26 protein-coding genes and 1 tRNA gene are annotated in these 26,168 nt (G+C 70.9%); 16 read left to right on the forward strand and 11 right to left on the reverse strand.

Annotated features, from left to right (window positions below):
• Positions 1–14: 14 nt before the first annotated feature.
• From I596_RS12430 to I596_RS12455, 6 genes are all read right to left on the reverse strand, one after another.
• Positions 15–665, reverse strand: coding sequence for a 50S ribosomal protein L25/general stress protein Ctc (locus I596_RS12430; protein ID WP_067648407.1), 651 nt, complete (start codon positions 663–665; stop codon positions 15–17).
• Positions 666–766: 101 nt separating this feature from the next.
• Positions 767–1,726 carry a ribose-phosphate diphosphokinase gene (locus I596_RS12435; RefSeq protein ID WP_067648410.1) on the reverse strand — a complete coding sequence of 320 codons (960 nt, stop codon included), beginning with the start codon at positions 1,724–1,726 and terminating at the stop codon, positions 767–769.
• A gap of 58 nt (positions 1,727–1,784) precedes the next feature.
• Positions 1,785–1,859 (reverse strand) — tRNA-Gln (locus tag I596_RS12440).
• Between the two features lie 70 nt (positions 1,860–1,929).
• Positions 1,930–2,823 (reverse strand): 4-(cytidine 5'-diphospho)-2-C-methyl-D-erythritol kinase, encoded by an 894-nt coding sequence (gene ispE, locus I596_RS12445; RefSeq protein WP_067648412.1) that lies wholly within the window; start codon positions 2,821–2,823, stop codon positions 1,930–1,932.
• Positions 2,820–3,422, reverse strand: a complete 603-nt coding sequence (lolB, locus tag I596_RS12450; protein WP_067648415.1) for a lipoprotein insertase outer membrane protein LolB — start codon at positions 3,420–3,422, stop codon at positions 2,820–2,822. Before lolB ends, ispE begins: the two co-directional genes overlap by 4 nt.
• Positions 3,419–5,113 (reverse strand): tetratricopeptide repeat protein, encoded by a 1,695-nt coding sequence (locus I596_RS12455; protein ID WP_083965554.1) that lies wholly within the window; start codon positions 5,111–5,113, stop codon positions 3,419–3,421. The genes lolB and I596_RS12455 overlap by 4 nt, the downstream gene beginning before the upstream one ends.
• A gap of 581 nt (positions 5,114–5,694) precedes the next feature.
• Here I596_RS12455 and hemA point away from each other — a divergent pair.
• The 5 genes from hemA to ppk2 all read left to right on the forward strand — a co-directional run bounded on the left by hemA (position 5,695) and on the right by ppk2 (position 11,536).
• Positions 5,695–6,960, forward strand: coding sequence for a glutamyl-tRNA reductase (gene hemA / locus I596_RS12460; RefSeq protein WP_067651906.1), 1,266 nt, complete (start codon positions 5,695–5,697; stop codon positions 6,958–6,960).
• Positions 6,957–8,039, forward strand: coding sequence for a peptide chain release factor 1 (gene prfA / locus I596_RS12465; RefSeq protein WP_067648419.1), 1,083 nt, complete (start codon positions 6,957–6,959; stop codon positions 8,037–8,039). Before hemA ends, prfA begins: the two co-directional genes overlap by 4 nt.
• Positions 8,040–8,148: 109 nt before the next feature.
• Positions 8,149–10,239 (forward strand): O-linked N-acetylglucosamine transferase, SPINDLY family protein, encoded by a 2,091-nt coding sequence (locus I596_RS12470; protein ID WP_067648421.1) that lies wholly within the window; start codon positions 8,149–8,151, stop codon positions 10,237–10,239.
• A complete protein-coding gene (moaB, locus tag I596_RS12475) occupies positions 10,236–10,757 on the forward strand; it encodes a molybdenum cofactor biosynthesis protein B (RefSeq protein ID WP_067648423.1) in 522 nt (173 codons plus the stop codon). Before I596_RS12470 ends, moaB begins: the two co-directional genes overlap by 4 nt.
• 11 nt (positions 10,758–10,768) lie before the next feature.
• Entirely contained in the window at positions 10,769–11,536 is a 768-nt protein-coding gene (ppk2, locus tag I596_RS12480) for a polyphosphate kinase 2 (RefSeq protein ID WP_067648425.1), read from the forward strand.
• Between the two features lie 81 nt (positions 11,537–11,617).
• On the opposite strand, the gene I596_RS12485 is transcribed toward ppk2, so the two are convergent.
• From I596_RS12485 to I596_RS12495, 3 genes are read right to left on the reverse strand one after another with little or no spacing between them, the layout of a single operon-like run.
• Positions 11,618–11,884, reverse strand: coding sequence for an acylphosphatase (locus I596_RS12485; RefSeq protein WP_067648428.1), 267 nt, complete (start codon positions 11,882–11,884; stop codon positions 11,618–11,620).
• Positions 11,885–11,891: 7 nt separating this feature from the next.
• Entirely contained in the window at positions 11,892–12,383 is a 492-nt protein-coding gene (locus I596_RS12490) for a TlpA family protein disulfide reductase (protein ID WP_067648430.1), read from the reverse strand.
• Positions 12,380–13,609, reverse strand: coding sequence for a virulence factor BrkB family protein (locus tag I596_RS12495; RefSeq protein ID WP_190278904.1), 1,230 nt, complete (start codon positions 13,607–13,609; stop codon positions 12,380–12,382). Before I596_RS12495 ends, I596_RS12490 begins: the two co-directional genes overlap by 4 nt.
• Positions 13,610–13,687: 78 nt before the next feature.
• On the opposite strand from I596_RS12495, the gene wrbA reads away from it, so the two are divergent.
• Together wrbA and I596_RS12505 are read left to right on the forward strand one after the other, a co-directional pair.
• On the forward strand, positions 13,688–14,287 hold the full coding sequence (wrbA, locus tag I596_RS12500) for an NAD(P)H:quinone oxidoreductase (protein WP_067648440.1): 600 nt from the start codon (positions 13,688–13,690) through the stop codon (positions 14,285–14,287).
• Positions 14,284–14,643, forward strand: coding sequence for a DUF2069 domain-containing protein (locus tag I596_RS12505; RefSeq protein WP_067648442.1), 360 nt, complete (start codon positions 14,284–14,286; stop codon positions 14,641–14,643). Before wrbA ends, I596_RS12505 begins: the two co-directional genes overlap by 4 nt.
• Here I596_RS12505 and I596_RS12510 read toward each other — a convergent pair whose 3' ends face one another.
• Positions 14,644–15,615, reverse strand: a complete 972-nt coding sequence (locus tag I596_RS12510; RefSeq protein WP_067648444.1) for a LysR substrate-binding domain-containing protein — start codon at positions 15,613–15,615, stop codon at positions 14,644–14,646.
• 111 nt (positions 15,616–15,726) lie between these two features.
• On the opposite strand from I596_RS12510, the gene I596_RS12515 reads away from it, so the two are divergent.
• Together I596_RS12515 and I596_RS12520 are read left to right on the forward strand one after the other, a co-directional pair.
• Positions 15,727–16,287 carry an FMN-dependent NADH-azoreductase gene (locus tag I596_RS12515; protein ID WP_067648445.1) on the forward strand — a complete coding sequence of 187 codons (561 nt, stop codon included), beginning with the start codon at positions 15,727–15,729 and terminating at the stop codon, positions 16,285–16,287.
• A 90-nt stretch (positions 16,288–16,377) separates the two neighbouring features.
• Entirely contained in the window at positions 16,378–16,866 is a 489-nt protein-coding gene (locus I596_RS12520; protein WP_067648447.1) for an asparaginase domain-containing protein, read from the forward strand.
• 87 nt (positions 16,867–16,953) lie between these two features.
• On the opposite strand, the gene I596_RS12525 is transcribed toward I596_RS12520, so the two are convergent.
• On the reverse strand, positions 16,954–17,766 hold the full coding sequence (locus I596_RS12525) for an MlaA family lipoprotein (protein ID WP_067648450.1): 813 nt from the start codon (positions 17,764–17,766) through the stop codon (positions 16,954–16,956).
• Positions 17,767–18,105: 339 nt separating this feature from the next.
• On the opposite strand from I596_RS12525, the gene rpoZ reads away from it, so the two are divergent.
• The 7 genes from rpoZ to I596_RS12560 all read left to right on the forward strand — a co-directional run bounded on the left by rpoZ (position 18,106) and on the right by I596_RS12560 (position 26,144).
• A complete protein-coding gene (gene rpoZ, locus I596_RS12530) occupies positions 18,106–18,399 on the forward strand; it encodes a DNA-directed RNA polymerase subunit omega (RefSeq protein WP_067648453.1) in 294 nt (97 codons plus the stop codon).
• A gap of 57 nt (positions 18,400–18,456) precedes the next feature.
• Positions 18,457–20,616 (forward strand): RelA/SpoT family protein, encoded by a 2,160-nt coding sequence (locus tag I596_RS12535; protein WP_067648455.1) that lies wholly within the window; start codon positions 18,457–18,459, stop codon positions 20,614–20,616.
• A gap of 94 nt (positions 20,617–20,710) precedes the next feature.
• The gene (locus I596_RS12540; RefSeq protein ID WP_067651909.1) at positions 20,711–21,091 is read left to right on the forward strand and encodes a RidA family protein; all 381 of its coding nucleotides are present in this window, start codon (positions 20,711–20,713) and stop codon (positions 21,089–21,091) included.
• 19 nt (positions 21,092–21,110) lie between these two features.
• Positions 21,111–23,213 (forward strand): ATP-dependent DNA helicase RecG, encoded by a 2,103-nt coding sequence (gene recG / locus I596_RS12545; protein WP_067648458.1) that lies wholly within the window; start codon positions 21,111–21,113, stop codon positions 23,211–23,213.
• Positions 23,214–23,260: 47 nt separating this feature from the next.
• Entirely contained in the window at positions 23,261–24,184 is a 924-nt protein-coding gene (locus tag I596_RS12550; protein WP_067648460.1) for a nucleoside hydrolase, read from the forward strand.
• Between the two features lie 101 nt (positions 24,185–24,285).
• Complete coding sequence (locus I596_RS12555) at positions 24,286–24,534, forward strand: type B 50S ribosomal protein L31 (RefSeq protein ID WP_067648463.1); 249 nt, start codon at positions 24,286–24,288, stop codon at positions 24,532–24,534.
• A gap of 317 nt (positions 24,535–24,851) precedes the next feature.
• Positions 24,852–26,144 (forward strand): citrate synthase, encoded by a 1,293-nt coding sequence (locus I596_RS12560; RefSeq protein WP_067648465.1) that lies wholly within the window; start codon positions 24,852–24,854, stop codon positions 26,142–26,144.
• The last annotated feature ends 24 nt before the right edge of the window (positions 26,145–26,168 follow it).

Consider the following 26,168-nt stretch of genomic DNA (forward strand, 5'->3'; position numbering starts at 1 on the left):
AAGCGCCCAGGCGCTTACTTCTTCTCGTCCTTCTTCGCATCCGCCGCAGGCGCGGCGGCGGCATCGGCCGGCACCGGCTCGACCTCTTCCTTGGCCATCTTGGCGATCACGACGGCGATGTCGTGTTCCTTGCCCAGGCGCAGCTCCGGAATCTCCACGCCCTCGGGCAGGGTGATCTCGGACAGGTGGATGATGTCGCCCAGCGTGATCTGGCCCAGGTCGATCTCGATGAACTCCGGCAGGTTGCGCGGCAGGCACGAGACTTCGATTTCGGTCAGCTCGTGCATGACGATCACGCCGCTGGTCTTGCCGGCCGGCGAGGTTTCCTGGTTCAGGAAGTGCAGCGGCACGCGGGCACGGATCGCCTCGTTCTCGTTGACGCGCTGGAAGTCCAGGTGCAGCAGCTGCTGCTTGAACGGATGGCGCTGCAGGTCGCGCAGCAGCACCCGCTGCACGTCGCCGCCCAGGCTGAGATCGAGGATCGAGGAGTAGAACCACTCGTTCTGGCTGGCCGCCATGACGTCCTTGTGGATGATCTGGATGCTGACCGGCTTGAGGTCGCCGCCATAGACGATGGCCGGCACCATGCCGGAACGACGCAGGCGGCGGCTCGCACCCTTGCCCTCGTCGTTGCGGCGTTCGACATTGATTACGTGAGTTGCCATTTTTGTTGCCTCTGGAGTTGGCCGCCTCGCGGCGGCGTCGGGCTCTCCCGCGACCAGGAGAGCGGATGAAGTGAAGCGATGAGGATTCCCGGCCGAGGCCGTCAATCCACGTACAACGAGCTGACCGATTCGCCGTAGGCGATGCGCCGGATCGTCTCGGCGAGCAGCTCGGCCACCGACAGCTGCCGGATCTTGCTGACCGCACGCGCCGCCTCGGAAAGCGGAATCGTGTCGGTCACCACCAGCTCGTCGAGCTGCGACCCGGCCAGGTTCTGCAGCGCCGGACCGGACAGGACCGGGTGCGTGCAGTAGGCGACGACCTTCGCCGCACCGTGCTTCTTGAGCGCGGCGGCCGCGGCGCACAGCGTGCCGGCGGTATCGACGATGTCGTCGACCAGCACGCAGGTCTTGCCGCTGACGTCGCCGATGATGTTCATGACCGTCGCCTCGTTCGGGCGCGGACGGCGCTTGTCGATGATCGCCAGGTCCGCGTCGTCGAGGCGCTTGGCGATCGCCCGCGCCCGCACCACGCCGCCGACGTCCGGCGACACCACGATCAGGTTGTCGCGGCCGTAGCCGCGCCAGATGTCCGCCAGCATCACCGGCGAGGAATAGACGTTGTCCAGCGGGATGTCGAAGAATCCCTGGATCTGGTCCGCGTGCAGGTCCACGGTCAGCACGTGGTCGGTGCCGACCGCGCCGATCGCCATCGCCGCGACCTTGGCGGTGATCGGCACGCGCGCCGACCGCAGGCGCCGGTCCTGGCGCGAGTAGCCGAAATACGGCAGCACCGCGGTGATGCTGGACGCCGAGGCGCGCTTGAGCGCGTCGATCAGGGCCAGCAGCTCCATGAAATTGTCGGCGGTCGGCGCGCAGGTCGGCTGGATCACGAAGACGCGCTGGTTGCGCACGTTCTCCTCGATCTCCACCTGCACTTCGCCGTCGCTGAAGCGCCCGACCTGGGCCTTGCCCAGCGGCAGCCCCAGGTCCTCGCAGATCGCCGTCGCCAGCGCGCGGTTGGCGTTGCCGGTGAAGACCAGAATCCCGGCCGTATTCGCCATGCTGTTCACGTGTCGCCCTCGTCAGCTGCCACACAGGCCACGCCGGAACCGGTCGAAGTGGCTGGGGCGGCAGGATTCGAACCTGCGAATGCCGGGATCAAAACCCGGTGCCTTACCACTTGGCGACGCCCCAGCAAACCGATGCGATTCCCGGCAAGGCCGGCGCCGCCCGTTTCCCCGCGGGAAACGACCACCGTCCGGTGTCAGGAATCGCTGTTGTCTTCCCCCTCCCGGCGCTCCAGCATCGCGTGCAGCGGCGAACGGTCCAGGCCCTGCGCGACGAAGGCCGTCATGCCCGCCGGTCGATCGCCCGCCAACCGATACCCGTCCTCCGCACTCGCGACCGGCACGAACACTGCCGATCCCGAGCCGCTCAGCCGCGCGACGCCATGCGGCTCGAGCCATTCGAACGCCCGCGCCACCGCCGGATAGCGCCGGCGCACGAGCGGCTCGAAGGCGTTGAACGCCGTTTCGCCCGAAAGGAAACGTGAAATTGTCGTAGCTGGCGTATCGCGTGTCAATTCCGGTGCCCGAAACAGGTCGGCGGTGGGCACGTGCACGCCGGGATGGACCACCAGGTACCACTGCGGCGCCAGCGCCAGCGGTGTCAGGCGCTCGCCGATGCCCTCGGCGAAGGCGGACCGGCCCTGCACGAACACCGGCACGTCGGCCCCCAGGCGCAGTCCCAGCTCGGCCAGGTCGTCCATCGCCAGGCCGCATCCCCACAGCCGGTTCAGCGCCACCAGCACCGTGGCCGCGTCGGAACTCCCGCCGCCCAGCCCGGCGCCGAGCGGGATGTGCTTCTCGACCAGGATGTCCGCGCCGGCACCGGTCCCGCAGGCGGCCTGCAGCGCAGCGGCGGCGCGGACCGCCAGGTCGTCCTCCGGCGGAACGCCGGCCGGGCCGTCGTGACGGACGATGCGGCCGTCGGCGCGCGGCCGCAGGCGGATGCGATCGCCCCAGTCGAGCAGGTGGAACACCGTCTGCAGCTGGTGATAGCCGTCCGCGCGACGGCCGACGATGTGCAGGAACAGGTTCAGCTTGGCCGGCGCCGGCCAGGACGACCAGCCCGGACCGGCCGGCGCCGGTGCGGTCATCGGGACTGCCAGCGCTGGATCGCCAGCCGGATGCGGTAGTCGCCCTGCTCGGCGAACAGCTTGCGGGGCAGCGGCGGGGCCGCGTCGTCGTAGTCCAGGTAGCGCACGACCCAGCCGCCTTCGCGGATCTCCTGCGGCAGGCCGTCTTCGCGGAAGCGGATGTCGGCATCGCTGCGCGAGCGCAGCGCGCGCACCCAGTCCGCCAGCTCGGCGACCGGCACGCGCCAGCCCAGCTCGCGGCGCAGCAGGTCCTCGGCGCTGGCGTCCGCCACCGCGCCGGCACGCAGGCCCTCGAGCACGGCATGCGTGCCGTCCCCGCTCAAGATCCAGGTCTTGCCGGTGACCGGGGCATGCACCTGGAAGCGGAACCGGTCGCCGTCCTGCGTCCAGTTGAGCGTGCCGCTGCCGCTGTCGCGGCCGTCGGAAACACCGATGCGCGCCGTCAACGCCCAGTTGCGCGTACCCGCCAAGACGGCCTCGCGCTCGGCCTGGGCCGCCATCCGCCCGGCGTCGGGCCGGATGCCGGTGCTGACGCAGCCGGCCGCCAGCAGCATCAGCCCGAGCAGGCCGCAGAACCGCCACCGCATCGACCGGCTCACGAATCGAGCCGCCGGATCGTTTCGACCAGGGTCGCGTTGTCCGGATCGGCCCGGCGGCCCTCGTTCCAGACTCGCCGCGCCTCCTCGCGCTGGCCGCTGACCCACAGGACCTCGCCCAGGTGCGCGGCGATTTCCGGGTCGGGCATCTTCTCGTAGGCGCGCCGCAGCGTCGCCACGGCCTCGTCGACGCGGCCGAGGCGGTACTGCACCCAGCCCAGGCTGTCGATGATCGTCGGCTCGTCGGGCTTCAGGGCGATCGCCCGCTCGATCAGGTCGAGCGCCTCGGCCCAGCGGTCGGTCATGTCGGCCAGCGTGTAGCCGAGCGCGTTGAGCGCGGTCGGGTCGTCCGGGTCGAGTGCGATCATCCGGCGCAGGTCCGCCTCGGCCGCGCCGATGTCCTTGAGCTCGATCGCCAGCATCGCCCGCGCGTACAGCAGGCGGGCATCGTCGGGCAGGCTGTTGAGGCCGCGCTGATAGACGGCCACGGCCTCGGTCTTGCGGCCGTGGCGCTTGAGCAGGTCGCCCTGGACGAGGAAGACGGTGCCGAGCTGCTCGCCGTCGTCGGCGGCATCCGGCTCCAGCGAGCGCAGCAGCGCCAGCGCCTCGTCGGTACGTCCGCCATCGTCGAGCAGGACCGCCTGGCGGGTCTGGGCCTCGAACCAGCGTTCGTCGTCGCGGGGAACGTCGCGGTACCAGGCGCGCGCCTGGGCCGGCTGTTCCACCAGCTCGGCCAGCTGACCGAGCAGATACAGACGGGTGCCGCTGCGCGGCGAGGTATCGGCCTGGACCTCGCGATACAGCGCGGCGAGCGTCGCCTTGTCCTCGGCGCGCGCGGCATAGGCGGCGCGGGCGGCGAAGATCGTGTCGTCCTGCGGGCCGGTCGAGAGCACGCGTGCAGCGGCGGCGTTGTCGCCCGACTCGGCCAGCAGGGCCGCATAGCCGCCACGCAGCCGGGCATCGCCCGGGCGGCGCCGGACGCCTTCGGCGAAGATGTCGCGCGCCCGGCCGCGATCGCCGCGATCGAGCGCCAGCCGTGCCTTCCAGCCGTAGGCATCGGCGCTGTGGAAGCGCGTGACCGCCTCGTCGGCGAGGCGATCGGCCAAGGGGCGGTTCTCCAGCTTGTAGGCCAGCTGGCTCACCGCCAGCCAGGCCGCCGGCTTGTCGCCGAGCCGCGCGGGACTGGCCAGGCGATCGAGCACGCCGGCCGCGACCGCCTTGTCGTTCGAGGCCAGCAGCACCTGGGCAGCCAGGCGCCAGGCCTGCTCGTCGGCGGTGTCGACCAGGGCCGTCAGCAGCCGGGTCGCCGCCGCCACGTCGCCCTCGCCGAGCGCGATCCAGGCCTCCGCCTGACGTGTGCCGAGGGCTGCCGGCGCCAGCTGCCGCCAGCGCGCCAGCGCGGTCCGCGCCAGCGCCCAGTCGCGCACCGCGAGCGCCAGCTGCGTGGACTGCTCGGCGATGGCGGGATCGGCCGAAAGCCGGGCCGCCTCGACGAACCGGCCGGCGGCGGCGGCAAGGTCGCCATCCTGCACGGCGAACTGGCCGGCGATCAGCTGGAGCAGCAGGTCGTCGTGCGCATCGACCGGCGCGATCGTGACCGCGCCGGGGGGCCGGGCGGGTGCGCTCGACGGCCGCGGCACCGTCGCACAGGCGGTCAGCAGCACGACCAGGCCCGACGCGGCAAGATGCCGCAAGCGATGCCTGCCTGCTGCGGCCAGTCGGGCGGGACGGAATGAGAATCGCATGCAAGGCCTTGTCGGAACTGGAATACCGGCTTGAAGTGACAGCGCGGCGCCCGCACAATTCACGCCGGTCGCAGGTCCGCTCCGCGCGAGCCGCCTTGCGAGTCCGCGCCTGCGGTGCCGGGTCAGACGACGTGTGCGGAATCGTCGGATCTAAGCTTAGCTGATTGCTGCCTACGTGATCGTTAGCGGATTGTGCAAGTGAATGCCGTCGCCCGTGTCCTTCCCGTTCCGGCGCCGCCTCGGCCGGCGATCGTGCGGGCGATTCGTTCCGCCGATCTGGCTCCGCCTCTCAACATCGTGGACTATGCGCGTGTGAACAACGCTCCGGCCCCCCATCGCCGGGCCGGCAACCGCTTGCCGGCTCCTGTCTCGCCTCCGGTCGCCGGCGACGCATCGCCGCGGCGGGCGCGTGCGGGCATGGAACGGGTGCTCGCACCGATCCCCGCACCCGCCGTGATCCCCGTGCGGGCCGCGGCCGGAACCGGCCGGCTCCAGCCGGCCGCCCGCACATGGCCGCCGCGTTCGCATCGATGGCGCTGATCGCCCTCGGGCTGAACCACCTGACGGCACCGGTCGCCCTGCGCGAGCGGATCGCCTTCGCGCCCGAGGCCACGCCCGAGGCGCTGGCCGGCCTCTCGTCGCTGCCCGGCGTGCGCGAGGCGGCGATCCTTTCGACCTGCAACCGGACCGAGCTCTACTGCACGGTCGAGCCCGGCGCCGAGAGCCTGCCCGGGGAATGGCTGCACCAGCACCACCGCCTGCACGGCCACCGGCTCGACGAATTCCTCTACCGGCACGACGATGCCGAGGCGGTCCGGCACATCTTCCGCGTCGCGACCGGCCTGGAATCCCTGGTCCTCGGCGAGCCGCAGATCCTGGGCCAGGTCAAGGACGCCTATCAGATCGCGCGGTCGTCGCAGACGCTCAAGGCGCCGCTGGACCGGTTGTTCCAGAACACGTTCGCGGTGGCCAAGCGCGTGCGCAGCGACACGCGCATCGGCGCGCACCCGGTCTCGGTCGCCTATACGGCGGTGCGCATGGTCGAGCGCCTGTTCGCCGACCTGTCCAAGGCCTGCGTGCTGCTGATCGGCGCCGGCGAGACGATCGAGCTGACCGCGCGGCACCTGGCCGAGGCGCAGGTCCGGCGCACGATCGTCGCCAACCGCACCCTGGAGCATGCCCAGACACTGGCGGCCAGTGTCGGCGGCTACGCGATCGCGCTGGACGACCTGCCGCGGCACCTGCCGGAAGCGGACATCGTCATCAGCTCGACCGCCGCGCGCGAGCCGATCCTCGATCGCTCCGGGGTCGCCGCCGCATTGGCGAGCCGCCGGCATCGCCCGATGTTCCTGGTCGACATCGCGGTCCCGCGCGACATCGCGCCGGACGTGGCCGAGCTCGACGACGTGTTCCTGTACACGATCGATGACCTGCGCTCGGTCATCGACGAGAGCCTGCGCAGCCGCCAGGCGGCCGCCAAGGAGGCCGAAGCGTTGATCGAGCTGCAGGTCGAGCATTTCATGGGCTGGTGGCGCGCGCTGGAGCTGCGCAACCCGGTCGGCGAGCTGCGCCGCAGCGCCGAGGCCCATCGCGACGAAGTCCTGGAGAAGGCGCGTGCCCTGCTCGCCCGCGGCCGCCCGGCCGACGAGGCGCTCGCCTTCCTCGCCAATACCCTCACCAACAAGCTGCTGCATGCGCCGAGCGCGAACCTGCGCAGCGCGGCGTTGCGCGGCGACGTCGACCTGCTCACGGCTGCCGAGCGCCTGTTCGACGCCCCGTCCGATACCACCGAATGACACCCTCGATACGCCGCAAACTCGAACAGCTGGCCGAACGCCACCAGGAACTCGAACACCTGCTCGCCACGCCGGAGGTGCTGGCCGATGCGCGCCGGCTGCGCGAGATCTCGCGTGAGCACGCGCAGCTGGGGCCGCTCGCCGCCGGACTGGCGGACTACGACCGCACGACCGCCGCGATCGGCGCCGCGCAGGCGATGCTGCAGGACCCGGAGCTGCGCGAGCTGGCCGACGAGGAAATCGCCGGTCTGGAGCGGCGGCTCGGCGAGCTGGACGACGAGCTGAACCTGCACCTGATCCCGAAGGATCCGCGCGACGAGGCCAACCTGTTCCTCGAAGTCCGCGCCGGCACCGGCGGCGACGAAGCGGCGATCTTCGCCGGCGACCTGCTGCGCATGTACGCGCGCTATGCCGAAAACCGCGGCTGGCGCGTGGAGGTGCTGTCGACCAGTCCCGGCGAGCACGGCGGCTACAAGGAAGCCATTGCGCGCATCGAGGGCCAGGGGGCCTATTCCCGTCTCAAGTACGAGTCGGGCACCCACCGCGTGCAGCGCGTACCGGAGACCGAGGCGCAGGGACGCATCCACACCTCCGCGGCGACGGTGGCGATCCTGCCCGAGCTCGACGAGATCGACGAGATCGAGATCCGCGACGCGGACCTCAAGGTCGACACCTTCCGCGCGTCCGGCGCCGGCGGCCAGCACGTCAACAAGACCGACTCGGCGATCCGCATGACCCACCTGCCGAGCGGCATCGTGGTCGAATGCCAGGACGAGCGCAGCCAGCACAAGAACCGCGCCCGTGCGCTGTCGCTGCTGAAGGCGCGCCTGCTCGACGATGAGCGCGCCAAGCAGAACGCCGCCCAGGCCGAGTCGCGCCGGCTGCAGGTCGGCTCCGGCGACCGCAGCCAACGCATCCGCACCTACAACTTCCCGCAGGGGCGCGTGACCGACCACCGCGTCAACCTGACGCTGTACCGCCTGCCCGAGATCGTCGCCGGCGACCTGGACGAGCTGGTCGACACGCTCACGCGCGAGGACCAGGCCGACCAGCTCCAGCAGCTGGCCGGGAACGCCTGAGCGGCGGCGGCCACCGGCGGGCGGCGACCGTTCTGCGGGTGCCGGCCGGAGCCGGCATGCCGGTAGCGACAGGCTGGCGCCGGCGACCGGGGTGGTTTAGCGTGGCGGCATGAATGCCGACCCCACTTCCGTTGCACACGCTCCTCTCACGCAGATCGCCGAACTGCTCGAAGCCGGCCAGGATGCGCGCGCCGAAGCGCGCGCCGCCGAGCTGCGCCGCGCCCAGCCCGACGCCGCCGAAGCCGCGCGGCTGCACGGCATCGCACTGCTGCGCCTGGCGCGTACCGCCGACGCCATCGCCGCCTTCGAGCGCGCGGTCGAGCTGGCGCCCCTGTCGGTCGCCGCGCACTGCAATCTCGGCAGCGCCCGGACGGCCGCCGGTGACGCCGATACCGCCGTCGAGGACCTGCGCGCCGCGCTGCGGCAGCATCCCGGGCACGCCGCCATCCTGATGACGCTCGGCAATGCCCTGATGGCCGCCGGCCGCTACCTGGAAGCCCAGCGCTCGTTCGCGACCGCCACCTTCGGCGCACCGCGCCATCCGACGATCCTGGTCAACCTGGCCGCCGCCGAGCTCAAGCTCGGCCGCCTGGTCGAAGCCGAGGCCTGCCTGCGCGATGCACTCAGCGTCGACGGCGCCAACCTCGAAGCCTACCGGCTGTACGGCGAGGTCCTGGTCGCGCAGAGCCGCCACCGCGACGCCCTGGTCGCCTACGGGCATGCCGAGAAACTTGCACCGGATGCGGCCGGGCTGGCGTTCCAGCGCGGCCTGGCGCTGGACGCGCTCGGCGAGCTCGAAGAAGCCGCTGCCGCCTATGCCCGTGCGGTCGATCGCGATCCCCTGCTCCATCCCGCGCTCAGCCAGTTGCTGTTCGCCAAGCGCCGGCTCTGCGACTGGGACGGGCTGGACGCCTGGGCGGCGCGCCTGCTCAAGAGCGTGCGCGAGGACGCCGCCGGCATCACGCCGTTCGCGTTCCTCGCCGAGGACGCATCGGCCGCCGACCAGCTGCGCTGCGCGCGCACCTTCGCCGCCGGCGTCGAGGCCGAAATGCAGCGCGTGCGGCAGCGCCTGGACTATCCGCCCGCCGCGGCGCCGGGGCCGGCGCCGCGGATCGGCTTCGTCTCGAACGGCTTCGGCGAGCACCCGACCGGCCTGCTGACGGTGGCGCTGTTCGAGGCGCTGCGCACGCAGCCGATCGAGGCCCACCTGTTCGCGACCGGTGGCGGCGACGGCCCGATCCGCGAGCGCCTGCGCGCGGCGGCCGGCCAGTGGCACGATGTCGCCGGCCTGACGCCGGAAGCGACCGCGCAGGCCATCCGCGCCGCCGGCATCGACCTGCTGGTGGACCTGCGCGGCTACGGCGAGGGCGGGACCAGCGAGGTCTTCGCACTGCGGCCGGCACCGGTCCAGGTCAACTGGCTGGCCTACCCGGGCACCTCGGGCGCGCCCTGGATGGACTACGTGATCGCCGACGCGGTGGTGCTGCCCGAGTCGCTGCAGGCGCACTACGCCGAGCGCGTCGCCTACCTGCCGCGCTGCTTCCAGCCATCCGACACGCGCCGCGTGGTGGCCCCGCCGCCGGATCGCGCGGCCTGCGGCCTGCCCGCCGACGGCGTGGTGTTCGCCTGCTTCAACAACAGCTACAAGATCAACCCGGCCAGCTTCGGGCGGATGATGGCCGTGCTGCGCGAGGTACCCGGCGCGGTGCTGTGGCTGCTGGCCGGCCCCGGCGACGCCGAGCAGCGGCTGCGCGCGGCGGCCCGCCGCCACGACGTCGAGCCGGAACGCCTGGTGTTCATGGCCCCGCTGCCGCACGCCGACTACCTCGCGCGATTCGGCCACGTGGACCTGTTCCTCGACACCGCGCCGTACAACGCCCATACGACGGCATCCGATGCGATCTGGGCCGGCTGTCCGGTGCTGACCCTGCCCGGCGAGACCTTCGCTTCGCGGGTCGCCGCCAGCCTCAATGCCCACCTGGACCTGGCGCAGCTCAACGCCGGCGACGAAGCCGGCTTCATCGCCACCGCCGTCGCGCTGGGCCGCGACGCCGATGCGCGCGCCGAGCTGCGGCGGGAACTCGAGCGCCGGCGCGCCACCAGCCCGCTGTTCGACATGGACGGCTTCGCTGCCGACCTCTCCGCGCTGCTCGCCGGCCTGGCGCGTGGCGCCCCATCGCAACCGCAGGACGTCCGATGACCGCGCAAGCCGACTTCGTGCCGCTCCACCTGTGCGTGCTGACCGTATCGGACACGCGCGGTCCCGACGAGGACACCTCCGGCGACTACCTCGTGCTGTCGCTCGGCCAGGCCGGGCACCGCCTGCACGAGCGCAGGATCTGCCGCGACGACCGCTACCTCGTGCGCGCGATCGTCGCCGCCTGGATCGCCGAGCCGCAGGTCAACGGCGTGATCGTCACCGGCGGCACCGGCTTCACCGGTCGCGACTCGACGCCCGAAGCGGTACGCCCATTGCTCGACAAGGAAATGCCCGGCTTCGGCGAGGTCTTCCGCGCACTCAGCTACGAGGACATCGGCACCTCGACGATGCAGTCGCGCGCGTTCGCCGGCCTGTCCAACGAGACCTTCGTGTTCTGCCTGCCCGGCTCCACCTCGGCCTGCCGGCTGGCCTGGGAGAAGCTGTTGCGCGACCAGCTCGACGCGCGGACCCGGCCGTGCAACCTCCCTGGACTGATTCCGCGCCTGCGCGAACGCTGACCGAGGCCGCCATGAAGAAGAAGAAATACGAAGAACAGCTGGAAGGGCTCTACGACGAGCTGGTCGATCTCCAGCACTGGATGATCCAGACCGGCCAGCGGGTGGTCGTGCTGCTGGAGGGACGCGACGCGGCCGGCAAGGGCGGCGTCATCAAGGCGATCGAGGCGCCGCTCAACAACCGCTACGTGCGCACGGTATCGCTGCCCAAGCCGTCCGAGCGCGAGGCGACGCAGTGGTACTTCCAGCGCTATGCCGCGCACCTGCCGGCGGCGGGCGAGCTGGTCCTGTTCGACCGCAGCTGGTACAACCGCGCCGGCGTCGAGCACGTGATGGGCTACTGCAGCCCGGATCAGTACCAGCGCTTCCTGGTCGACTGCCCGGTCTTCGAGGACCTGCTGGCCGCCGACGGCATCGTGCTGTTCAAGTACTGGCTGACCGTGGACCAGGCCCAGCAGGAGGAACGCTTCGCCGAGCGCGCCAGCGATCCGCGCAAGCGCTGGAAGCTCTCGCCGATCGACCTGGAGGCGCGCAAGCGCTACGAGGACTACGGCCGGGCGCGCGATGCGATGCTGAAAGCCACGCACCGCCCGCGGGCGCCGTGGTCGCTGGTGGATTTCAACGACCAGCGGCGCGGCCGGCTCAACCTGATCCACGACCTCGTGCGTCGCCTGCCCGAGCGCACGCCGCCGGACAAGCCGCTCAAGCTGCCGAAGCTGGCACGCAAGCCGGCGCGCGAAACGCCGGCCGACGCGAGCCTGTGGGTGCCCGAGACGTTCTGACCGGCCGGCCCGGGCGCGCCTCGGACACGCGCACCTCGAGCGCGCCTGCCTTGAACCCATGCGCCGAGGACGAACCGGCCGTCAGCGGATGACGAAGCCGTCCGGCGCCGGCGTGTCGCAGTCCTCGCGCTGCACCGCGTCCACGCGCGCGGCCGGCGGCCCGCGCTGCAGCCAGGCTTCCAGCGCCGCCAGCGCCGCGTCCGGGCCGGCGGCCAGCACCTCGACCCGGCCGTCGGCCCGGTTGCGGGCGTAGCCGTCGAGCCGCAGGCGCAGGGCCTGCGCGCGCGTGGCGGCGCGGAAGCCGACACCCTGGACGCGGCCGGAAACCAGGTAGCGAACGACCGGCATGCGCCGCTCAGCCGGCCTTGTGCCCGGCGATGACCTGCTCGAGGTCGCGGCGCGTCACCGGCCCCATGAACTTCTTGGCGACCGTCCCGTCCGGCGCGATCAGGTAGGTCGTCGGCAGGCCGCGCGGCGCGCCGAAGTCGGCGGGTGGATCGCTCATCGGCACCTGGGCGATCGGATAGACGACCGGCCGCTTGGCCAGGAATGCGTCGACCTCGGCGCGCTCCTCGTCGCCGATCTCCAGGCCGATCGCGACCACGTCCTCGCGCTCGCCGACGAAGGCCGAGAATTCCGGCATCTCCTTGATGCACGGCGCGCACCAGGTCGCCCAGAAGTTGACGATGACCCACTTGCCGCGCTGGCCGGCCAGGTCCCAGGCCTTGCCGTCGAGGGTGGTGACCTTGAGCGTGGGCTTCGCCGGCGGGGTGCTGCCGGTCCCGGCCGCCGAGGCGAGCCCGGTCGCCAGCATCGCCAGCAGGACGGACAGGATCAGACGTTTCATGCAGGTTCCTTGGTGGGCGGCGCCGGGTCCGGCGCCGGGAAAGGGAAGATCCGGCTCAACGGCACGTCCAGGTCCTCGCCCAGATCGCGTGCCGTGTTGCGCACGACGTCCTGCGCGGGCCACTGGAAGCCCGGCTGCGCATCGCCGGACGGCAGGCGGTAGCCGCCCGCTTCGTAGAGGTCGTGCAGGCTCAGGCTGTCCAGGCTGCGCGTCAGCACCCATTCGCCGATCTCGGTCCGGCGGATCATGCTGATGCGCTGCATGTCCTTCAGATAGCGCTGCAGCAGGTCGTCGGTCAGGAAGCTCTCGCGCTGGCGCAGCGTGCGCGTGGTCAATCCGTGGCCGGCGCGCTGGGCGTCGGCCAGGTGGGCGACCACGCGCAGCAGGCCGGCGAACTCGTGCCCTTCCGGCAGCCGCTGCGAAGGCGGCCGGTAGTCGAACGCGCTCAGCGACGCGGTGATCGAGGCGCCCAGCAGCACGATCAGCCAGGACAGGTAGATCCAGAAGAAGAAGATCGGGACCATCGCCAGCGCGCCGTAGACCTTCTGGTAGCTGGCCAGGTCGGTCACGTAGTAGGCGAACCCGCGCTTGGCCAGGTCGAACAGCACGGCGGCGATCAGGGCGCCGATCACGGCGTGGCGGAAGCGCACCTCGCGGTTGGGGATCACGACGAACGCCGCCACCAGCGCGGCCCAGACGATCAGGAACGGCAACAGGCCGAGCACGCGCGCGCGGATCGAGAACTGCGCCTCGGCCGCATCGATGAACGGCAGCGCGAACAGGTAGGAGCTGATCGCCAGCGCCGCCACCAGCAGCAGCGGGCCGAGCGTCAACGCGGTCCAGTAGATGACGAAGCGCGAGACCGGGCGGCGCCCGGCCTGGACGCGCCAGATCCGGTTGAACGCGTCCTCGATGCTCATCATCAACGCCACCGCGCTGAACAGCAGCACCAGGACGCCCACGGCGGTCGCCTTGCTGGCGTTGTCGGCGAACTGCGTGATGTATTCCTGCACCGTGTCGCCGGCGGCCGGGACGAAATTGTTGAAAATGAACGCCGTCAGCTGGATGCGCCATTCGCCGAAGACCGGGAACGCCGCCAGGATGCCGAGGATCGCGGCAGTCAGCGGCACCAGTGCGAAGACGCTGGTATAGGCCAGCGCGCCGGCCGCCTGGGTGCACCGGTCCTCGAGGAAGCGCCTCAGCGTGAAGCGCAGGAATGCCGACACGCGCTCGCGATCGTAGCGCCGTGTGACAAACTGTGGGATCGCGCGAATCATGATGAGGAGCGTACGACGGAAAGCCCGATGAGCGAAATCCTTGTCCTCCATTACAGCCGGACCGGAAAGGTGGCCCAGCTCGCCCGGCTGGTCGCGCGCGGCATCGCCGAGGTGCCGGGCATGCAGGCGCGTCTGCGCAGCGTGCCGCCGGTGGCGCCGGTGACCGAATCGGCCCAGCCGCCGGTGCCGGACGAGGGCGCGCCGTACGTCACGCGCGAGGACCTGCGTGACTGCGCCGGCCTGATCCTGGGCAGCCCGACCCGCTTCGGCAACATGGCCGCGCCGCTCAAGCATTTCCTCGACACGACCGGCGCCGAATGGGCCTCGGGCACGCTCGCCGGCAAGCCCGGCGCGGTCTTCACCGCGACGAACACGATGCACGGCGGCCAGGAGACGACCCTGGTGTCGATGATGCTGCCACTCTTGCACCACGGCATGCTGATCGTCGGCATTCCATACACCGAACCGACGCTGAGCCACACGGCGAGCGGCGGCACGCCCTACGGCGCCAGCCACGTCGGCGGGGCCGACGGCGGCAACGGCATCAGTGACGACGAGCGCGTGCTCGCGCGCGCGCTGGGCCGGCGCGTGGCCGAGGTCGCCGCGCGCCTCGGGCGCGGCGCGTGACGGCGCTGCGCGTCGGCTTCCTGGCCTGGGCCGGCCTGGTCGCGCTGCAGCCGGCCTGGTACCTGTGGAGCGCGCCGCCGCAAAACGGCCAGGGTGCCCTGGCGCTCGCCCTGACGCTGCCGCCCCTGCTGCTGCCGCTGCTCGCGCTGCGGACCGGCGCACGGCGCGCCCTGACCTGGATCGGCATCGTCAGCCTGTTCTATTTCTGCCACGGCATCGTCGCCGCCTATGCGGTGCCCGCGGCCCGGCCGATCGCCCTGCTCCAGGTCTTGATCTGCACGCTGCTGGTCGGCGCGCTCGGCTGGAACGCGATCGCTGCCCGGCGCCGCGCCGGCGCGGCGCGTCCCGCCGGCTGACTAACGGGACGCCGGCCTCGAATGCGACGCCTCCACGCAGCGCGTGGCCAGGAGCTGCGCGTTCTTCGGCAACACATCCGTCAGGTAGTCGATCAGCGCACGCACGCCCGGCAGGAGACCGCGCCGGCCGGTGTAGACGAAGTGCACCGTTCCCTGCGGCGTGTCCCATTCCGGCAGGAGCCGTTCGAGCTCGCCGCGGGCGACGGCGGGGGCGCAGACGAAATCCGGCAGCATCGCCACGCCGACGCCACGCCGCGCCGCCTCGTGCAGGACGACGAAGTCGCCGCAGACCAGCGGCGCCCGCATCTCGATCTCGACCGGCCGCCCGGCAGCGTCGAACAGCCGTAGCCATTGCGGGCCTTCGTGCTCGTCCATCGACAGCAGCGGATAGCGCGCCAGGTCCGCCGGTACGCGCGGGCGTCCCTGCGCGTCGAGAAAGGCCGGACTCGCCACCAGCACCGCACGCGCCTCGCCGACGCTGCGCAGCACCAGCGCGGCCTCGGCATCCTGGCGCTCGCGCACCCGCACGGCGATGTCGATGCCTTCGCCGATCAGGTCGATGCGGCGGTTGGTGGCGACCAGGCGGACCTGCACCTTCGGATGCTGCAGCAGGAAGTCGGGCAGGACCCAGGCCACCAGCGTCTGTGCCAGCCCGACCGGGCAGCTGACGCGGACCACGCCGCTGGGCTCGGCGCGCAGCACCTCGACCGCCTCCTGCGCCGCCTGCGCCTGTTCGAGCATGGCCCGGCAGTGACCGTGGAAACGCTCGCCGACCTCGGTCAGCGCGAGGCGCCGCGTGGTCCGCCGCAGCAGCCGGACGCCGAGCCGCTCCTCCAGCAGGGCCACCCGCTTGCTGAGCCGGGACTTGGGCACCCCCAGTGCCCGGCCGGCCGCCGAGAACCCGCCGTGATCGACCACCGCCGCGAAGAAGCGCAGGTCGTTCAGATCCGCCAGGCCGTCGCCAGCCATCATTGTCTCCACACGCGAACGATGAGTCTCGATATTGCCCTCTTATCGACCTATCGTCCACGCCATAGCTTTGGTTTCGCCGGATCGCCGGCCTGACCTGCCAGAGAACCCCCAATGAAGCTGCTGCATATCGACTCGAGCGCCCTCGGCGCCCATTCGGTCTCGCGCGATCTCACTGCCTCGATCGTCGAGGCGTTCCGCGAGCGCCACCCCGGCCTCGATGTCGCCTACCGCGACCTCGCCGCCGCGCCGCTCGGCGACTGGTCGCCGGCGGCCGCCGCCGACGGCGACGCGCTCGACCAGTTCCTGTCCAGCGACGTGATCGTCGTCGGCGCCCCGATGTACAACTTCGCGATCCCGTCGCAGCTCAAGGCCTGGATCGACCGGGTCTGCGTGGCCGGACGGACGTTCCGCTACGAGGCCACCGGACCGGTCGGGCTGGCCGGCGGCAAGCGCGTGGTGATCGCCTCCACCCGGGGCGGCCTCTACACCGAAGGTCCGACCGCCGCCCTCGATTTCCAGGAGCCGTACCTGCGCCGCATGTTCGCGTTCCTCGGCATCGACGACGTCCGCGTGGTGCGGGCCGAAGGGCTCAACCTCGACGAGGGTCATCGCCGCCAGGCGCTGGCGGCGGCGCAGGAGAGCATCGACGGGCTGCGCGCCAGGGCGGCCTGAAGCGGGCCCGGTCGTGTGAGGGACCGGCGCGCGCGAGGACGCGCGCCGGCGCTACAATGCGCGGCTCCGCCCCGCTCATTCTTCCACGGCATGCAGCACCTCACGATCCTCACCACCGGCGGCACGATCGACAAGATCTACTTCGACGACAAGTCGACCTACCAGATCGGCGACCCGCAGATCGGCGAGATCCTGACCTCGCTCGGCGTGGCGTTCGCGTTCGACGTGCGCTCGCTGATGCGCAAGGACAGCCTGCACATGGACGACGCCGATCGCGCGCTGATCCGCGAGGCGATCGAGCAGCAGTCACACCGGCACGTGCTGGTGACCCACGGCACCGACACCATGGTCGAGACCGCCCGTGCCCTGGAAGGCCTGACCGGCAAGGTGGTGGTGCTGACCGGCGCGCTGAACCCGGCGCTGTTCGACCGGTCCGATGCGGTGTTCAACATCGGCTGCGCCGTCGGCGCGGTGCAATCCCTGCCGGACGGCGTCTACATCGCGATGAACGGGCGCGTCTGGCACCCGGGCCAGGTTCGCAAGAACCGCGAAGCCAATCGCTTCGAAACCGCCGGCTGATCCGCCGCCCGGGCGAACGGGCGGCTGGGTGCCTTTGCGTGTGCGGACCGGCGGCCAGCCGCCGCCCTTGCGCTCGTGGACGGGCGGCTAACCGCCGCCTTTGCGCTGCTCGTACTGCTGCTGCTCCTCGAGCAACTGGTCGACGTCCACGTCGTCGGTGCCCTGCAGCTTCTCGATGACGTCGACCGGCGGCTCGCCGTCGTAGACGTCGTAGAGCCGTCGCTGGCGATAGGCGTCGCGGAAGAAGACGTAGGGGTCGTAGACGCCTTCGAGCAACCCCTCCGCGTCGATCCCCGACGAACGCAGCGTGACCAGGTAGACGAACTGCGGCAGGTACTCGGTGTTGTGGGTGAGGTCGTGCTCGCGCGCGTACCAGCTCAACGGGTCGAAGTAGTAGCTGTCCACCGGCGTGCGCCAGACGTCGCGCGTGGTGGTCGGGCCGAGCAGCGGCAGCACCAGGTACGGACCATCCGGGACGCCCCACTTCGCCAGCGTGATGCCGAAATCGTTCGAGTTCGGCGGCAGGTTCATCTCGCTGGCGGGGTCGAACAACCCGAGGAAGCCCAGGGTGGTATTGATCACGAAGCGGCCGGTGTTGCGCCCGGCCTGGCCGGGCTTGCCCTGCAGCAGGTCGTTGGCGATCGTGATCGGCATCCGGATGTTCGCGAAGAAATTGCTGACCACCCGGCGCATGTTCGGCGTGGTGATCTTGCGATAGCCCACGGCCACCGGCCGGATCGCGACGCGATCCACCGTGTCGTTGAACGTGTACATCTTCCGGTTGAACCGCTCGTACGGGTCGTCCGTACGCGGCGGCGCGATGGTGCAGGCGGACAGGAGGACGAGGCCGAGCGCGAGGGCGAACGGGCGCAGGCTGTTCAGGAGCGGGCTTTTCGGCATTGGACGACGGCTTCCCTGGCGCTGCAGGTGCGCCGGACGATTCCCCAGGCCCCGCCAAGGCGCGAGCGGGCGGAGCAAGGTACACGAAATACTGGACGGTTCCTTAACGAATCGCGACCGCAGGACGGCCGGGCAGCGCCGTCCCCCGCTCCCCGTCGCAGAATGGGTGTGCCGGGCGCGACAATCAAGATGGGCGCACCCCGTGGCCACCCTCGCGGCAGCGCAGCACCCGCCGCAGGCCGGCAGGCGGCCCGATAGTTTGCGCCGCACAATCGTGGCCCGCTACAATGCCGAGGCATAACGCCATGAATTGGCTTTGGTTTTGATCGAGGATATCCGATGGCCCGTATTACCGTTGAAGATTGCCTCGAAGTGGTCGACAACCGCTTCGAACTGGTTCTGATGGCCACCAAGCGCGCACGCCAGCTGGCCAAGGGTGCCGACAGCGTCGTGGACAGCAACAACGACAAGCCCACCGTGGTCGCACTGCGCGAGATCGCCGAGCGCAAGGTGGACCAGCCGATGATCGACGAGATCGACCGTCTGGCGCGCGAGAAGGCCGAGCGCGAGGCGCTGGAATGGGCCGCGGCCGAGGTCGACGACGACCTGTCCAAGGGCGGGGACGACCTGTGACGCCGCGCCGCCGCCCGCCGTGTAGCGCCAAACGCTGAACACCGGCGGGCGACGGCCGTGGACGCTGCAGTGAAAGTCCAGCCTACCGGGACCGACGCCCTTCCCCCCGACGTGGTCGCGCTCGAGCAGCGGCTGGCCACGTACCTGCCTGCCGACCAGGTCGCCCGGGTCCGCCAGGCCTACGCGATCGGCGACCGCGCGCATGCGGGGCAGACCCGCAAGAGCGGCGAGCCCTACATCACCCATCCGGTCGCGGTCGCCACGATCCTGGCCGACCTCGGCCTCGACGCCGAGACGATCATCTCGGCGATCCTGCACGACACGCTCGAAGACACGCCGCTGACGCGCGAGGAACTGGTCGCCACGTTCGGCGAGACCGTCGCCGAGCTGGTCGACGGCGTCACCAAGCTCGACAACGTGCGTTTCCGCACGCGCCAGGAGGCGGCCGCCGAGAGCTTCCGCAAGATGCTGCTGGCGATGGCGCGCGACCTGCGCGTCATCCTGATCAAGCTGGCCGACCGGCTGCACAACATGCGCACGCTCGGCTCGATGGCGCCCGAGTCGCGCCGCCGCATCGCGCGCGAGACGCTCGACATCTACGCGCCGATCGCCCAGCGGCTGGGCATGAACAAGTTCAAGTCCGAGCTGCAGGATCTCGGCTTCCGGGCGCTCTACCCGGACCGCCACCGCATCATCGGCGCCCGCGTGCGCGCATCGGCGGGCAACCGGCGCGAAGCGATGAAGCGGATCGAGGCGGAGCTGGAGACCCGGCTGTCGGCCGAGAAGATCCAGCACCGGATCGTCAGCCGCATCAAGTCGCCGTACAGCGTCTACATGAAGATGCGCAACGACAACAAGTCCTTCGCGCAGGTCATGGACGTGTTCGGCTTCCGTGTCGTCGTGGACAGCGTGATGGAGTGCTACCACGCGCTCGGTACGATCCACGCGCTCTACAAGCCGCTCGACGGCCGCTTCAAGGACTTCATCGCGATCCCGAAGGCGAACGGCTACCAGTCGCTGCACACGGTGCTGTTCGGGCCGTTCGGCATGCCGATCGAGATCCAGATCCGCACCGAGGACATGAACAGCGTGGCCGAGCGCGGCATCGCCGCGCACTGGGCCTACAAGAACGAATCGGGCGCGTCGAACAACGCCCAGAACCGCGCGCGCGAGTGGCTGTCGAACCTGGTCGACGAGCAGCGCGTGATCCCGTCCTCGATCGAGTTCATCGAGAACGTCAAGGTGGACCTGTTCCCCGACGAGGTCTACCTGTTCACCCCCAAGGGACGCATCCTCGCGCTGCCGCGCAACGCGACCGCACTGGACTTCGCCTATGCGGTGCACACCAACGTCGGCGACCACGCCGTCGCCGCGCGCATCGACGACCGGCTGGTGCCGCTGCGCACGCGCCTGGCCAGCGGCCAGACCGTCGAGATCATCACCGCGCCATCGGCGGCGCCGAGCCCGCAGTGGCTGGAGTGGGTCGTGTCGGGCAAGGCACGCACGGCGATCCGCCACCACCTCAAGCGCCTGCAGCACGAGGACGCGGTCGATTTCGGCCATCGCATGCTCGACCGCGCGCTCGACGGCCTCGGTGCCTCGCTCGACCTCGTGCGCCGGCCGGTGCTCGAGCGCTACCTGGCCGACAACCGCTTCAAGCGCCTGGAAGAACTGCTCTCGGACATCGCGCTGGGCAACCGCATGCCCGACACCGTCGCGCGCAGCCTGCTGATGCTGCAGGGACATCCCGCCGTCACCGCGCACACGGTCAGCGAGAAGATCCTGATCACCGGCAGCGAACGCGGCGTGCTGAGCTTCGGCAACTGCTGCCATCCGGTGCCGGGCGATCCGATCATGGGCTACCTGTCGGCCGGCAAGGGCGTGGTCGTGCACCGGCTCGAATGCCCGAACGTGCCCGAGTTCCGCAAGTCGCCCGAGCGCTGCGTCGAGATCGACTGGGATCGCGAGGTCGAGGGCGACTACCGCGTCGAGCTGCGCGTGAGCGCGCACAACCGTCCCGGCGTCCTGGCCCAGGTCGCGACCGCGATCGCCGACTCGGCCTCGAACATCGAGAACGTCGAGTACCAGGAACGCGACCTCATGAATGCGATGCTGGTGTTCACGATCGAGGTCAAGAACCGCAAGCACCTGGCCGACGTCATGCGCCACGTGCGCCGCCTGGGCGTCGTCAACTCGGTACACCGCCACCCGGTCTGACCGGCACGGGTCGGCGCGCGACCGCCCGATGCGGGATAATCGGACCGCCGTCGCGATCGCGCCGGCGTCCCATTTCCTCTCCGTGACGGACACCATGCGAACGATCATCCAGACCGACGCCGCGCCCCAGGCCATCGGCCCCTATTCCCAGGCCGTACGGGCCGGCGATACCGTCTATCTCTCCGGGCAGATCCCGCTCGACCCGGCCACCGGCGCACTGGTGGAAGGCGACATCGGCCTGCAGGCGCGGCGGGTGTTCGACAACCTGCGCGCGGTCTGCGAGGCGGCCGGCGGCTCGCTCGCCGGCCTCGTGCGCATCGGCATCTACCTGACCGACCTGGGCGACTTCGCGACCGTCAACGAGGTCATGAAGGACTACTTCGCCGCGCCGTATCCGGCCCGCTCCACGATCCAGGTCAGCGGCCTGCCGCGCGGCGCCGCGGTCGAAGTGGACGCGATCCTCGTACTGGGCTGATCCGGCCACCGCCTGACCGATGACGGCCGACGCCCCGATCGCGGCCTTCGACGCCGGCCTGGCACCGGTCACCGACCTCGCCGGCGTCGGTCCGGCCCTGGCGCAGGCGCTGGAGCGCCTGGGCCTGGTGCGCATCCAGGACCTGTGGTTCCACCTGCCGCTGCGCTACGAGGACCGCACGCACGTCACCGCGATCCGCGACCTGCGCATCGGCAGCAACGCCCTGGTCGAGGGACGCGTCGAGGCGGTCGAGCGCGGCTTCCGCTACCGGCCGCAGCTGCGCGTGGCGATCAGCGACGACACGCGTGCCACGCTGATCCTGCGCTTCTTCCACTTTCGCGGAACCCAGGTCGCGCAACTGGTGCCCGGCACGCGGCTGCGCTGCTACGGCGAGATCCGCCACGGTAGCCAGGGACTGGAGATCGTCCATCCGCAGTACCAGCGCCTCGCCGAGGACGAGGTCGGCGTGGTCGAGGATCGCCTGACGCCGGTCTACCCGACCACCGAGGGCCTCGGCCAGAAGCGGCTGGCCGGCGTGATCGCCCGCGCGCTGGACCGCCTTCCGCCCGCCGCGGCGCTCGAACTGATCCCGCCGCGGCTGCTCGAACCGCTCGGCCTGGCGGACCTGCGCCAGGCGCTGCTGACGGTCCACCGGCCGCCGCCCGACGTCGACCAGGCCGCGCTCGCCGCCGGCACCCATCCGGCGCAACGCCGCCTGGCGTTCGAGGAACTGCTGACCCACCATCTCGTGCTCAAGCGGCTGCGTGCCCAGATCCGGCGCCACGCCTCGCCGCGGCTCGCCGGCGGCGGCACCCTGCCCGCCACGCTGCTGGCGCGGCTGCCGTTCCAGCTGACGCGTGCCCAGCGGCGCGTCGTCGACGAGGTCGGCGCGGACCTGGCCCAGGCCCAGCCGATGCTGCGCCTGGTCCAGGGCGATGTCGGCTCCGGCAAGACGATCGTCGCCGCGCTGGCCGCGCTGGTCGCGATCGAGGCCGGGCACCAGGCGGCCGTGATGGCGCCGACCGAGCTGCTGGCCGAGCAGCACCTGCGCGCGTTTCGCGGCTGGCTGGCGCCGCTCGGCATCGAGCCGGTCTGGCTCGGCGGCAAGGTGCTGGGCAAGGCCCGCGCGGTGGCGCTGGACGCCGTGGCCGGCGGCGCACCGCTGGTGATCGGCACGCACGCGCTGATGCAGGAAGCAGTGCGCTTCGCACGCCTCGGCCTGGCGGTCATCGACGAACAGCACCGCTTCGGCGTCCACCAGCGCCTCGCGCTGCGCGACAAGGGCCTGGCCGAAGGCCGCGTGCCGCACCAACTGGTGATGACCGCCACGCCGATCCCGCGCACGCTGGCGATGACCGCCTACGCGGACCTGGACGTCTCGGTCATCGACGAGCTGCCGCCCGGACGCACGCCGGTGCAGACGGTGGTCATCTCCAACGCGCGCCGCCACGAGGTGATCGAGCGCATCCGCGCCGCCTGCCTGGCCGGACGCCAGGCCTACTGGGTCTGCACGCTGATCGAGGAATCCGAGCAGCTCGAGGCGCGCGCGGCCGAGGTCGCCCACGCCGAGCTGACCGCGGCACTGCCCGAGCTGAAGGTCGGCCTCGTGCACGGCCGCCTCAAGCCGAAGGAAAAGGCGCAGGCGATGCAGGCCTTCGCCGACGGCGACCTCCACGTGCTGGTCGCGACCACGGTCATCGAGGTCGGCGTGGACGTGCCCAATGCCAGCCTGATGGTCATCGAGAATGCCGAGCGGCTCGGCCTGGCGCAGCTGCACCAGCTGCGCGGGCGCGTCGGGCGCGGGCGCACCGCGTCCAGCTGCGTGCTGCTGTACCGCCCGCCGCTGGGCGGCCTGGCACGCGCGCGCCTGGACGTGATGCGCGAGACGACGGACGGTTTCCGCATCGCCGAGAAGGACCTGGAGCTGCGCGGACCGGGCGAGGTGCTCGGCACGCGCCAGACCGGCCAGATCGCGTTCCGGGTGGCCGACCTCGTGCGCGACGCGAGCCTGCTGCCGGCCGTGCAGCGGATCGCAGCGGACCTGGCCGCCGACACGCCCGAGCGCGTCGAGCGGCTGATCGAGCGCTGGGTCGGCGGCGCCGCCCGCTATGCCGGTGCCTGACGCGGCGTCCCTGCGACAATGACCGCCCCCTTCCGCGACGAGCGACGATGATCCCGGACCTGCTGATCGATACCGATCCCGGCGTGGACGATGCGCTGGCGATCCTGATGGCGCACCACCATGCGCGCGTCCACGGGCTGACGATCGCCGCCGGCAATGTCGGGCTCGGCCACACGGTGCGCAACGCGCTGAAGCTGGTCGACCTGCTGCAGGCGGACACGCCGGTGTTTCCGGGTTGCCCGGTCCCGCTGGTGCTGCCGGCGGCCGATGCCGCCTTCGTGCACGGCCTCGACGGCTTCGGCGACACCGGCTACGCCCCGGCCGCGCGCGCGCCCGAAGCCGAGCACGCCGCCCTGGCCCTGGTGCGGCTGGCACGCCGGCAGCCGGGCCGGCTCACCCTGGTCGCGCTCGGCCCGCTGACGAACCTGGCCCTGGCGCTGCGCCTGGACCCGGATCTTCCGCGGCACGTGCAGCGCCTGGTGGTCATGGGCGGCGCGGTGACCGGCACCGGCAATACCGAGCGGCTGCCGGCCGAGTTCAACATCGGCTTCGATCCCGAAGCGGCGCACGTCGTGTTCACCGAGTGGCCCCGCTTCGACCTGGTGGACTGGGAAGCGACCCAGCGCCACGCCATCGCCCTGGACCGCTTCGAGCGCGTGCTCGCCGCCGGCGACCGGCGCGCCCGCTTCTACGCCGCTCTTTCGCGCAAGACCCGCGACTTCAGCCAGGCGCGCGGCCGGCGCGGCCTGATGGCCGCCGACGCCCTGGCAATGGCGGTCGCGCTGCAGCCGGACATCGTCAGCGACGCCGCGGAGCGCCGCGTCGAGGTCGAGCTGACCGGCGCCCTGACACGCGGCGCGACCCTCGTCGACTGGCAGGCGCGGTCCGGCCGGCCGGCCAATGCCCGCATCGTGCTGGAGGTGGACCAGGCCCGTTTCGAGGCGTTGATCGCCGCCGCCCTGGGCGCCTGACGCGGGCCGGCACGACGACCCAACGGCGGCGATTGCGCAGCAGGCGGGCAGCGGCTATCATGCGCGGCTCTTTTTCCACCGGTCCGTCCTGGAGCCGTACGATGAAACCCGACGTCCATCCCAAGTACCAGTCCGTGGTCTTCCAGGACCTGGCCAGCGACTTCTCGTTCCTGACCCGGTCGACGATGACCAGCAAGGAAACGATCAAGTGGCAAGACGGCGAGGAGTATCCGCTGATCAAGGTGGAAATCTCCAGCCACTCGCACCCGTTCTACACCGGCAAGCAGAAGGTTGCCGACGTCGGCGGTCGCGTCGACAAGTTCCGCAAGCGCTACGCCGGCAAGGCCTGACAACCCCGGCTCGCGCGCCGGCCGTTCGCGCCGGCGCAGGGCCGCCCGTATCGCCTTCCAGCCTCGGACCCGGACGTTGCCGCAACGTCCGGGTTTTCGTATGCGTGTCGTTCGCGCCGGGCAGCCGATGTGGCTGCGCACCATCAATCTGTAACACCAAGCTGTGAGATAATCCCGCCTCGCGATCGGCCTCCGCCGCGCAATAGCGGGCGTGGCCGACCGGCGCCAGGGTTGCCGATCGTGCAGCCGCCCGTCTTACCGGGTCCGCTTGTTTGCGTCGCAACACGCTCGCGGACCTTCAGCAGCGAGGTACTCCCGTGTCCGAACCTTCCGTCACGCTCACCGATGCCGCCACCAGCAAGAGCGTCGTGCTTCCGGTCGTCTCCGGAACCCTGGGCGATCCCGCGCTCGACATCGGCAAGCTGAACAAGGAAACCGGCTACTTCACCTACGACCCGGGCTTCGTCTCGACCGCCAGCACGCGCAGCGCGATCACCTACATCGACGGCGACCAGGGCATCCTGCTGTACCGCGGCTACCCGATCGAGCAGTTGGCCAAGCAGTCGAGCTTCCTCGAGGTGGCCTATCTGCTGATCAACGGCGAGCTGCCCAGCGGCGAGCAGTTCCGCGCCTTCGAGCACGAAGTCGCCCACCACACGATGATGCACGAGTCGTTGAAGAACTTTCTCAACGGCTTCCACTACGACGCACATCCGATGGCGATGCTGTGCGGCTCGGTGGCGTCGCTGTCGGCGTTCTACCACGACACGCTCGACATGAACGACCCGGAGCAGCGGCGCCTGGCGGCGATCCGCCTGATCGCCAAGGTGCCGACCATCGCCGCCGCCGCCTACCGCTACGGCATCGGCTGGCCGTTCCGCTATCCGCGCAACAACCTCGAGTACGTCACGCGCTTCCTGCACATGATGTTCGAGGTGCCGAGCGAGCCGCTGGAACTCAATCCGGTGGTGGCCAAGGCGCTGGACCTGCTGTTCATCCTGCACGCCGACCACGAGCAGAACGCGTCGACCTCGACCGTGCGCCTGGTCGGCTCGACCGGTGCCAACCCGTATGCCTGCGTCTCGGCCGGCATCGCCGCGCTGTGGGGACCGGCGCACGGCGGCGCCAACGAGGCCGTGCTGAAGATGCTGGAGGAGATCGGCGATGCCAAGAACGTCGCCAGCGCGGTCGCCAAGGCCAAGGACAAGAACTCCGGCTTCCGCCTGATGGGCTTCGGCCACCGCGTCTACAAGAACTTCGATCCGCGCGCGACGATCATCCGCGAGATGACGCACAAGGTCCTGGCCGACCTCAACGTCAGCGACCCGCTGCTCGACGTCGCGGTCGCGCTGGAGGAAGTCGCGCTCAAGGATCCGTACTTCATCGAGCGCAAGCTGTACCCGAACGTCGATTTCTACTCGGGCATCATCTACAAGGCCCTGAAGATCCCGACCGAGATGTTCACGGTGATGTTCGCGATCGCGCGCACGGCCGGCTGGGTCGCGCACTGGCTCGAGCAGCACGTCACGCCGGACGCCAAGATCGGTCGTCCGCGGCAGATCTACACCGGCGCGGCCGAGCGCGCCTACGTCCCGGTCGACAAGCGCTGAGACCTCGCGGGAGCGCGCTCGCGC

Source organism: Dokdonella koreensis DS-123, assembly GCF_001632775.1.
GTDB classification, from domain to species: Bacteria; Pseudomonadota; Gammaproteobacteria; order Xanthomonadales; family Rhodanobacteraceae; genus Dokdonella; species Dokdonella koreensis.

Bases quoted from the DNA above. Each gene is read 5' to 3' on its own strand.
- I596_RS12430 (WP_067648407.1), bottom strand. From the start codon at position 665: ATGGCAACTCACGTAATCAATGTCGAACGCCGCAACGACGAGGGCAAG.
- I596_RS12435 (WP_067648410.1), bottom strand. From the start codon at position 1,726: ATGGCGAATACGGCCGGGATTCTGGTCTTCACCGGCAACGCCAACCGC.
- ispE (WP_067648412.1), bottom strand. From the start codon at position 2,823: ATGACCGCACCGGCGCCGGCCGGTCCGGGCTGGTCGTCCTGGCCGGCG.
- hemA (WP_067651906.1), top strand. From the start codon at position 5,695: ATGGCGCTGATCGCCCTCGGGCTGAACCACCTGACGGCACCGGTCGCC.
- prfA (WP_067648419.1), top strand. From the start codon at position 6,957: ATGACACCCTCGATACGCCGCAAACTCGAACAGCTGGCCGAACGCCAC.
- I596_RS12470 (WP_067648421.1), top strand. From the start codon at position 8,149: ATGAATGCCGACCCCACTTCCGTTGCACACGCTCCTCTCACGCAGATC.
- moaB (WP_067648423.1), top strand. From the start codon at position 10,236: ATGACCGCGCAAGCCGACTTCGTGCCGCTCCACCTGTGCGTGCTGACC.
- ppk2 (WP_067648425.1), top strand. From the start codon at position 10,769: ATGAAGAAGAAGAAATACGAAGAACAGCTGGAAGGGCTCTACGACGAG.
- I596_RS12485 (WP_067648428.1), bottom strand. From the start codon at position 11,884: ATGCCGGTCGTTCGCTACCTGGTTTCCGGCCGCGTCCAGGGTGTCGGC.
- I596_RS12490 (WP_067648430.1), bottom strand. From the start codon at position 12,383: ATGAAACGTCTGATCCTGTCCGTCCTGCTGGCGATGCTGGCGACCGGG.
- wrbA (WP_067648440.1), top strand. From the start codon at position 13,688: ATGAGCGAAATCCTTGTCCTCCATTACAGCCGGACCGGAAAGGTGGCC.
- I596_RS12510 (WP_067648444.1), bottom strand. From the start codon at position 15,615: ATGATGGCTGGCGACGGCCTGGCGGATCTGAACGACCTGCGCTTCTTC.
- I596_RS12515 (WP_067648445.1), top strand. From the start codon at position 15,727: ATGAAGCTGCTGCATATCGACTCGAGCGCCCTCGGCGCCCATTCGGTC.
- I596_RS12520 (WP_067648447.1), top strand. From the start codon at position 16,378: ATGCAGCACCTCACGATCCTCACCACCGGCGGCACGATCGACAAGATC.
- I596_RS12525 (WP_067648450.1), bottom strand. From the start codon at position 17,766: ATGCCGAAAAGCCCGCTCCTGAACAGCCTGCGCCCGTTCGCCCTCGCG.
- rpoZ (WP_067648453.1), top strand. From the start codon at position 18,106: ATGGCCCGTATTACCGTTGAAGATTGCCTCGAAGTGGTCGACAACCGC.
- I596_RS12540 (WP_067651909.1), top strand. From the start codon at position 20,711: ATGCGAACGATCATCCAGACCGACGCCGCGCCCCAGGCCATCGGCCCC.
- recG (WP_067648458.1), top strand. From the start codon at position 21,111: ATGACGGCCGACGCCCCGATCGCGGCCTTCGACGCCGGCCTGGCACCG.
- I596_RS12550 (WP_067648460.1), top strand. From the start codon at position 23,261: ATGATCCCGGACCTGCTGATCGATACCGATCCCGGCGTGGACGATGCG.
- I596_RS12555 (WP_067648463.1), top strand. From the start codon at position 24,286: ATGAAACCCGACGTCCATCCCAAGTACCAGTCCGTGGTCTTCCAGGAC.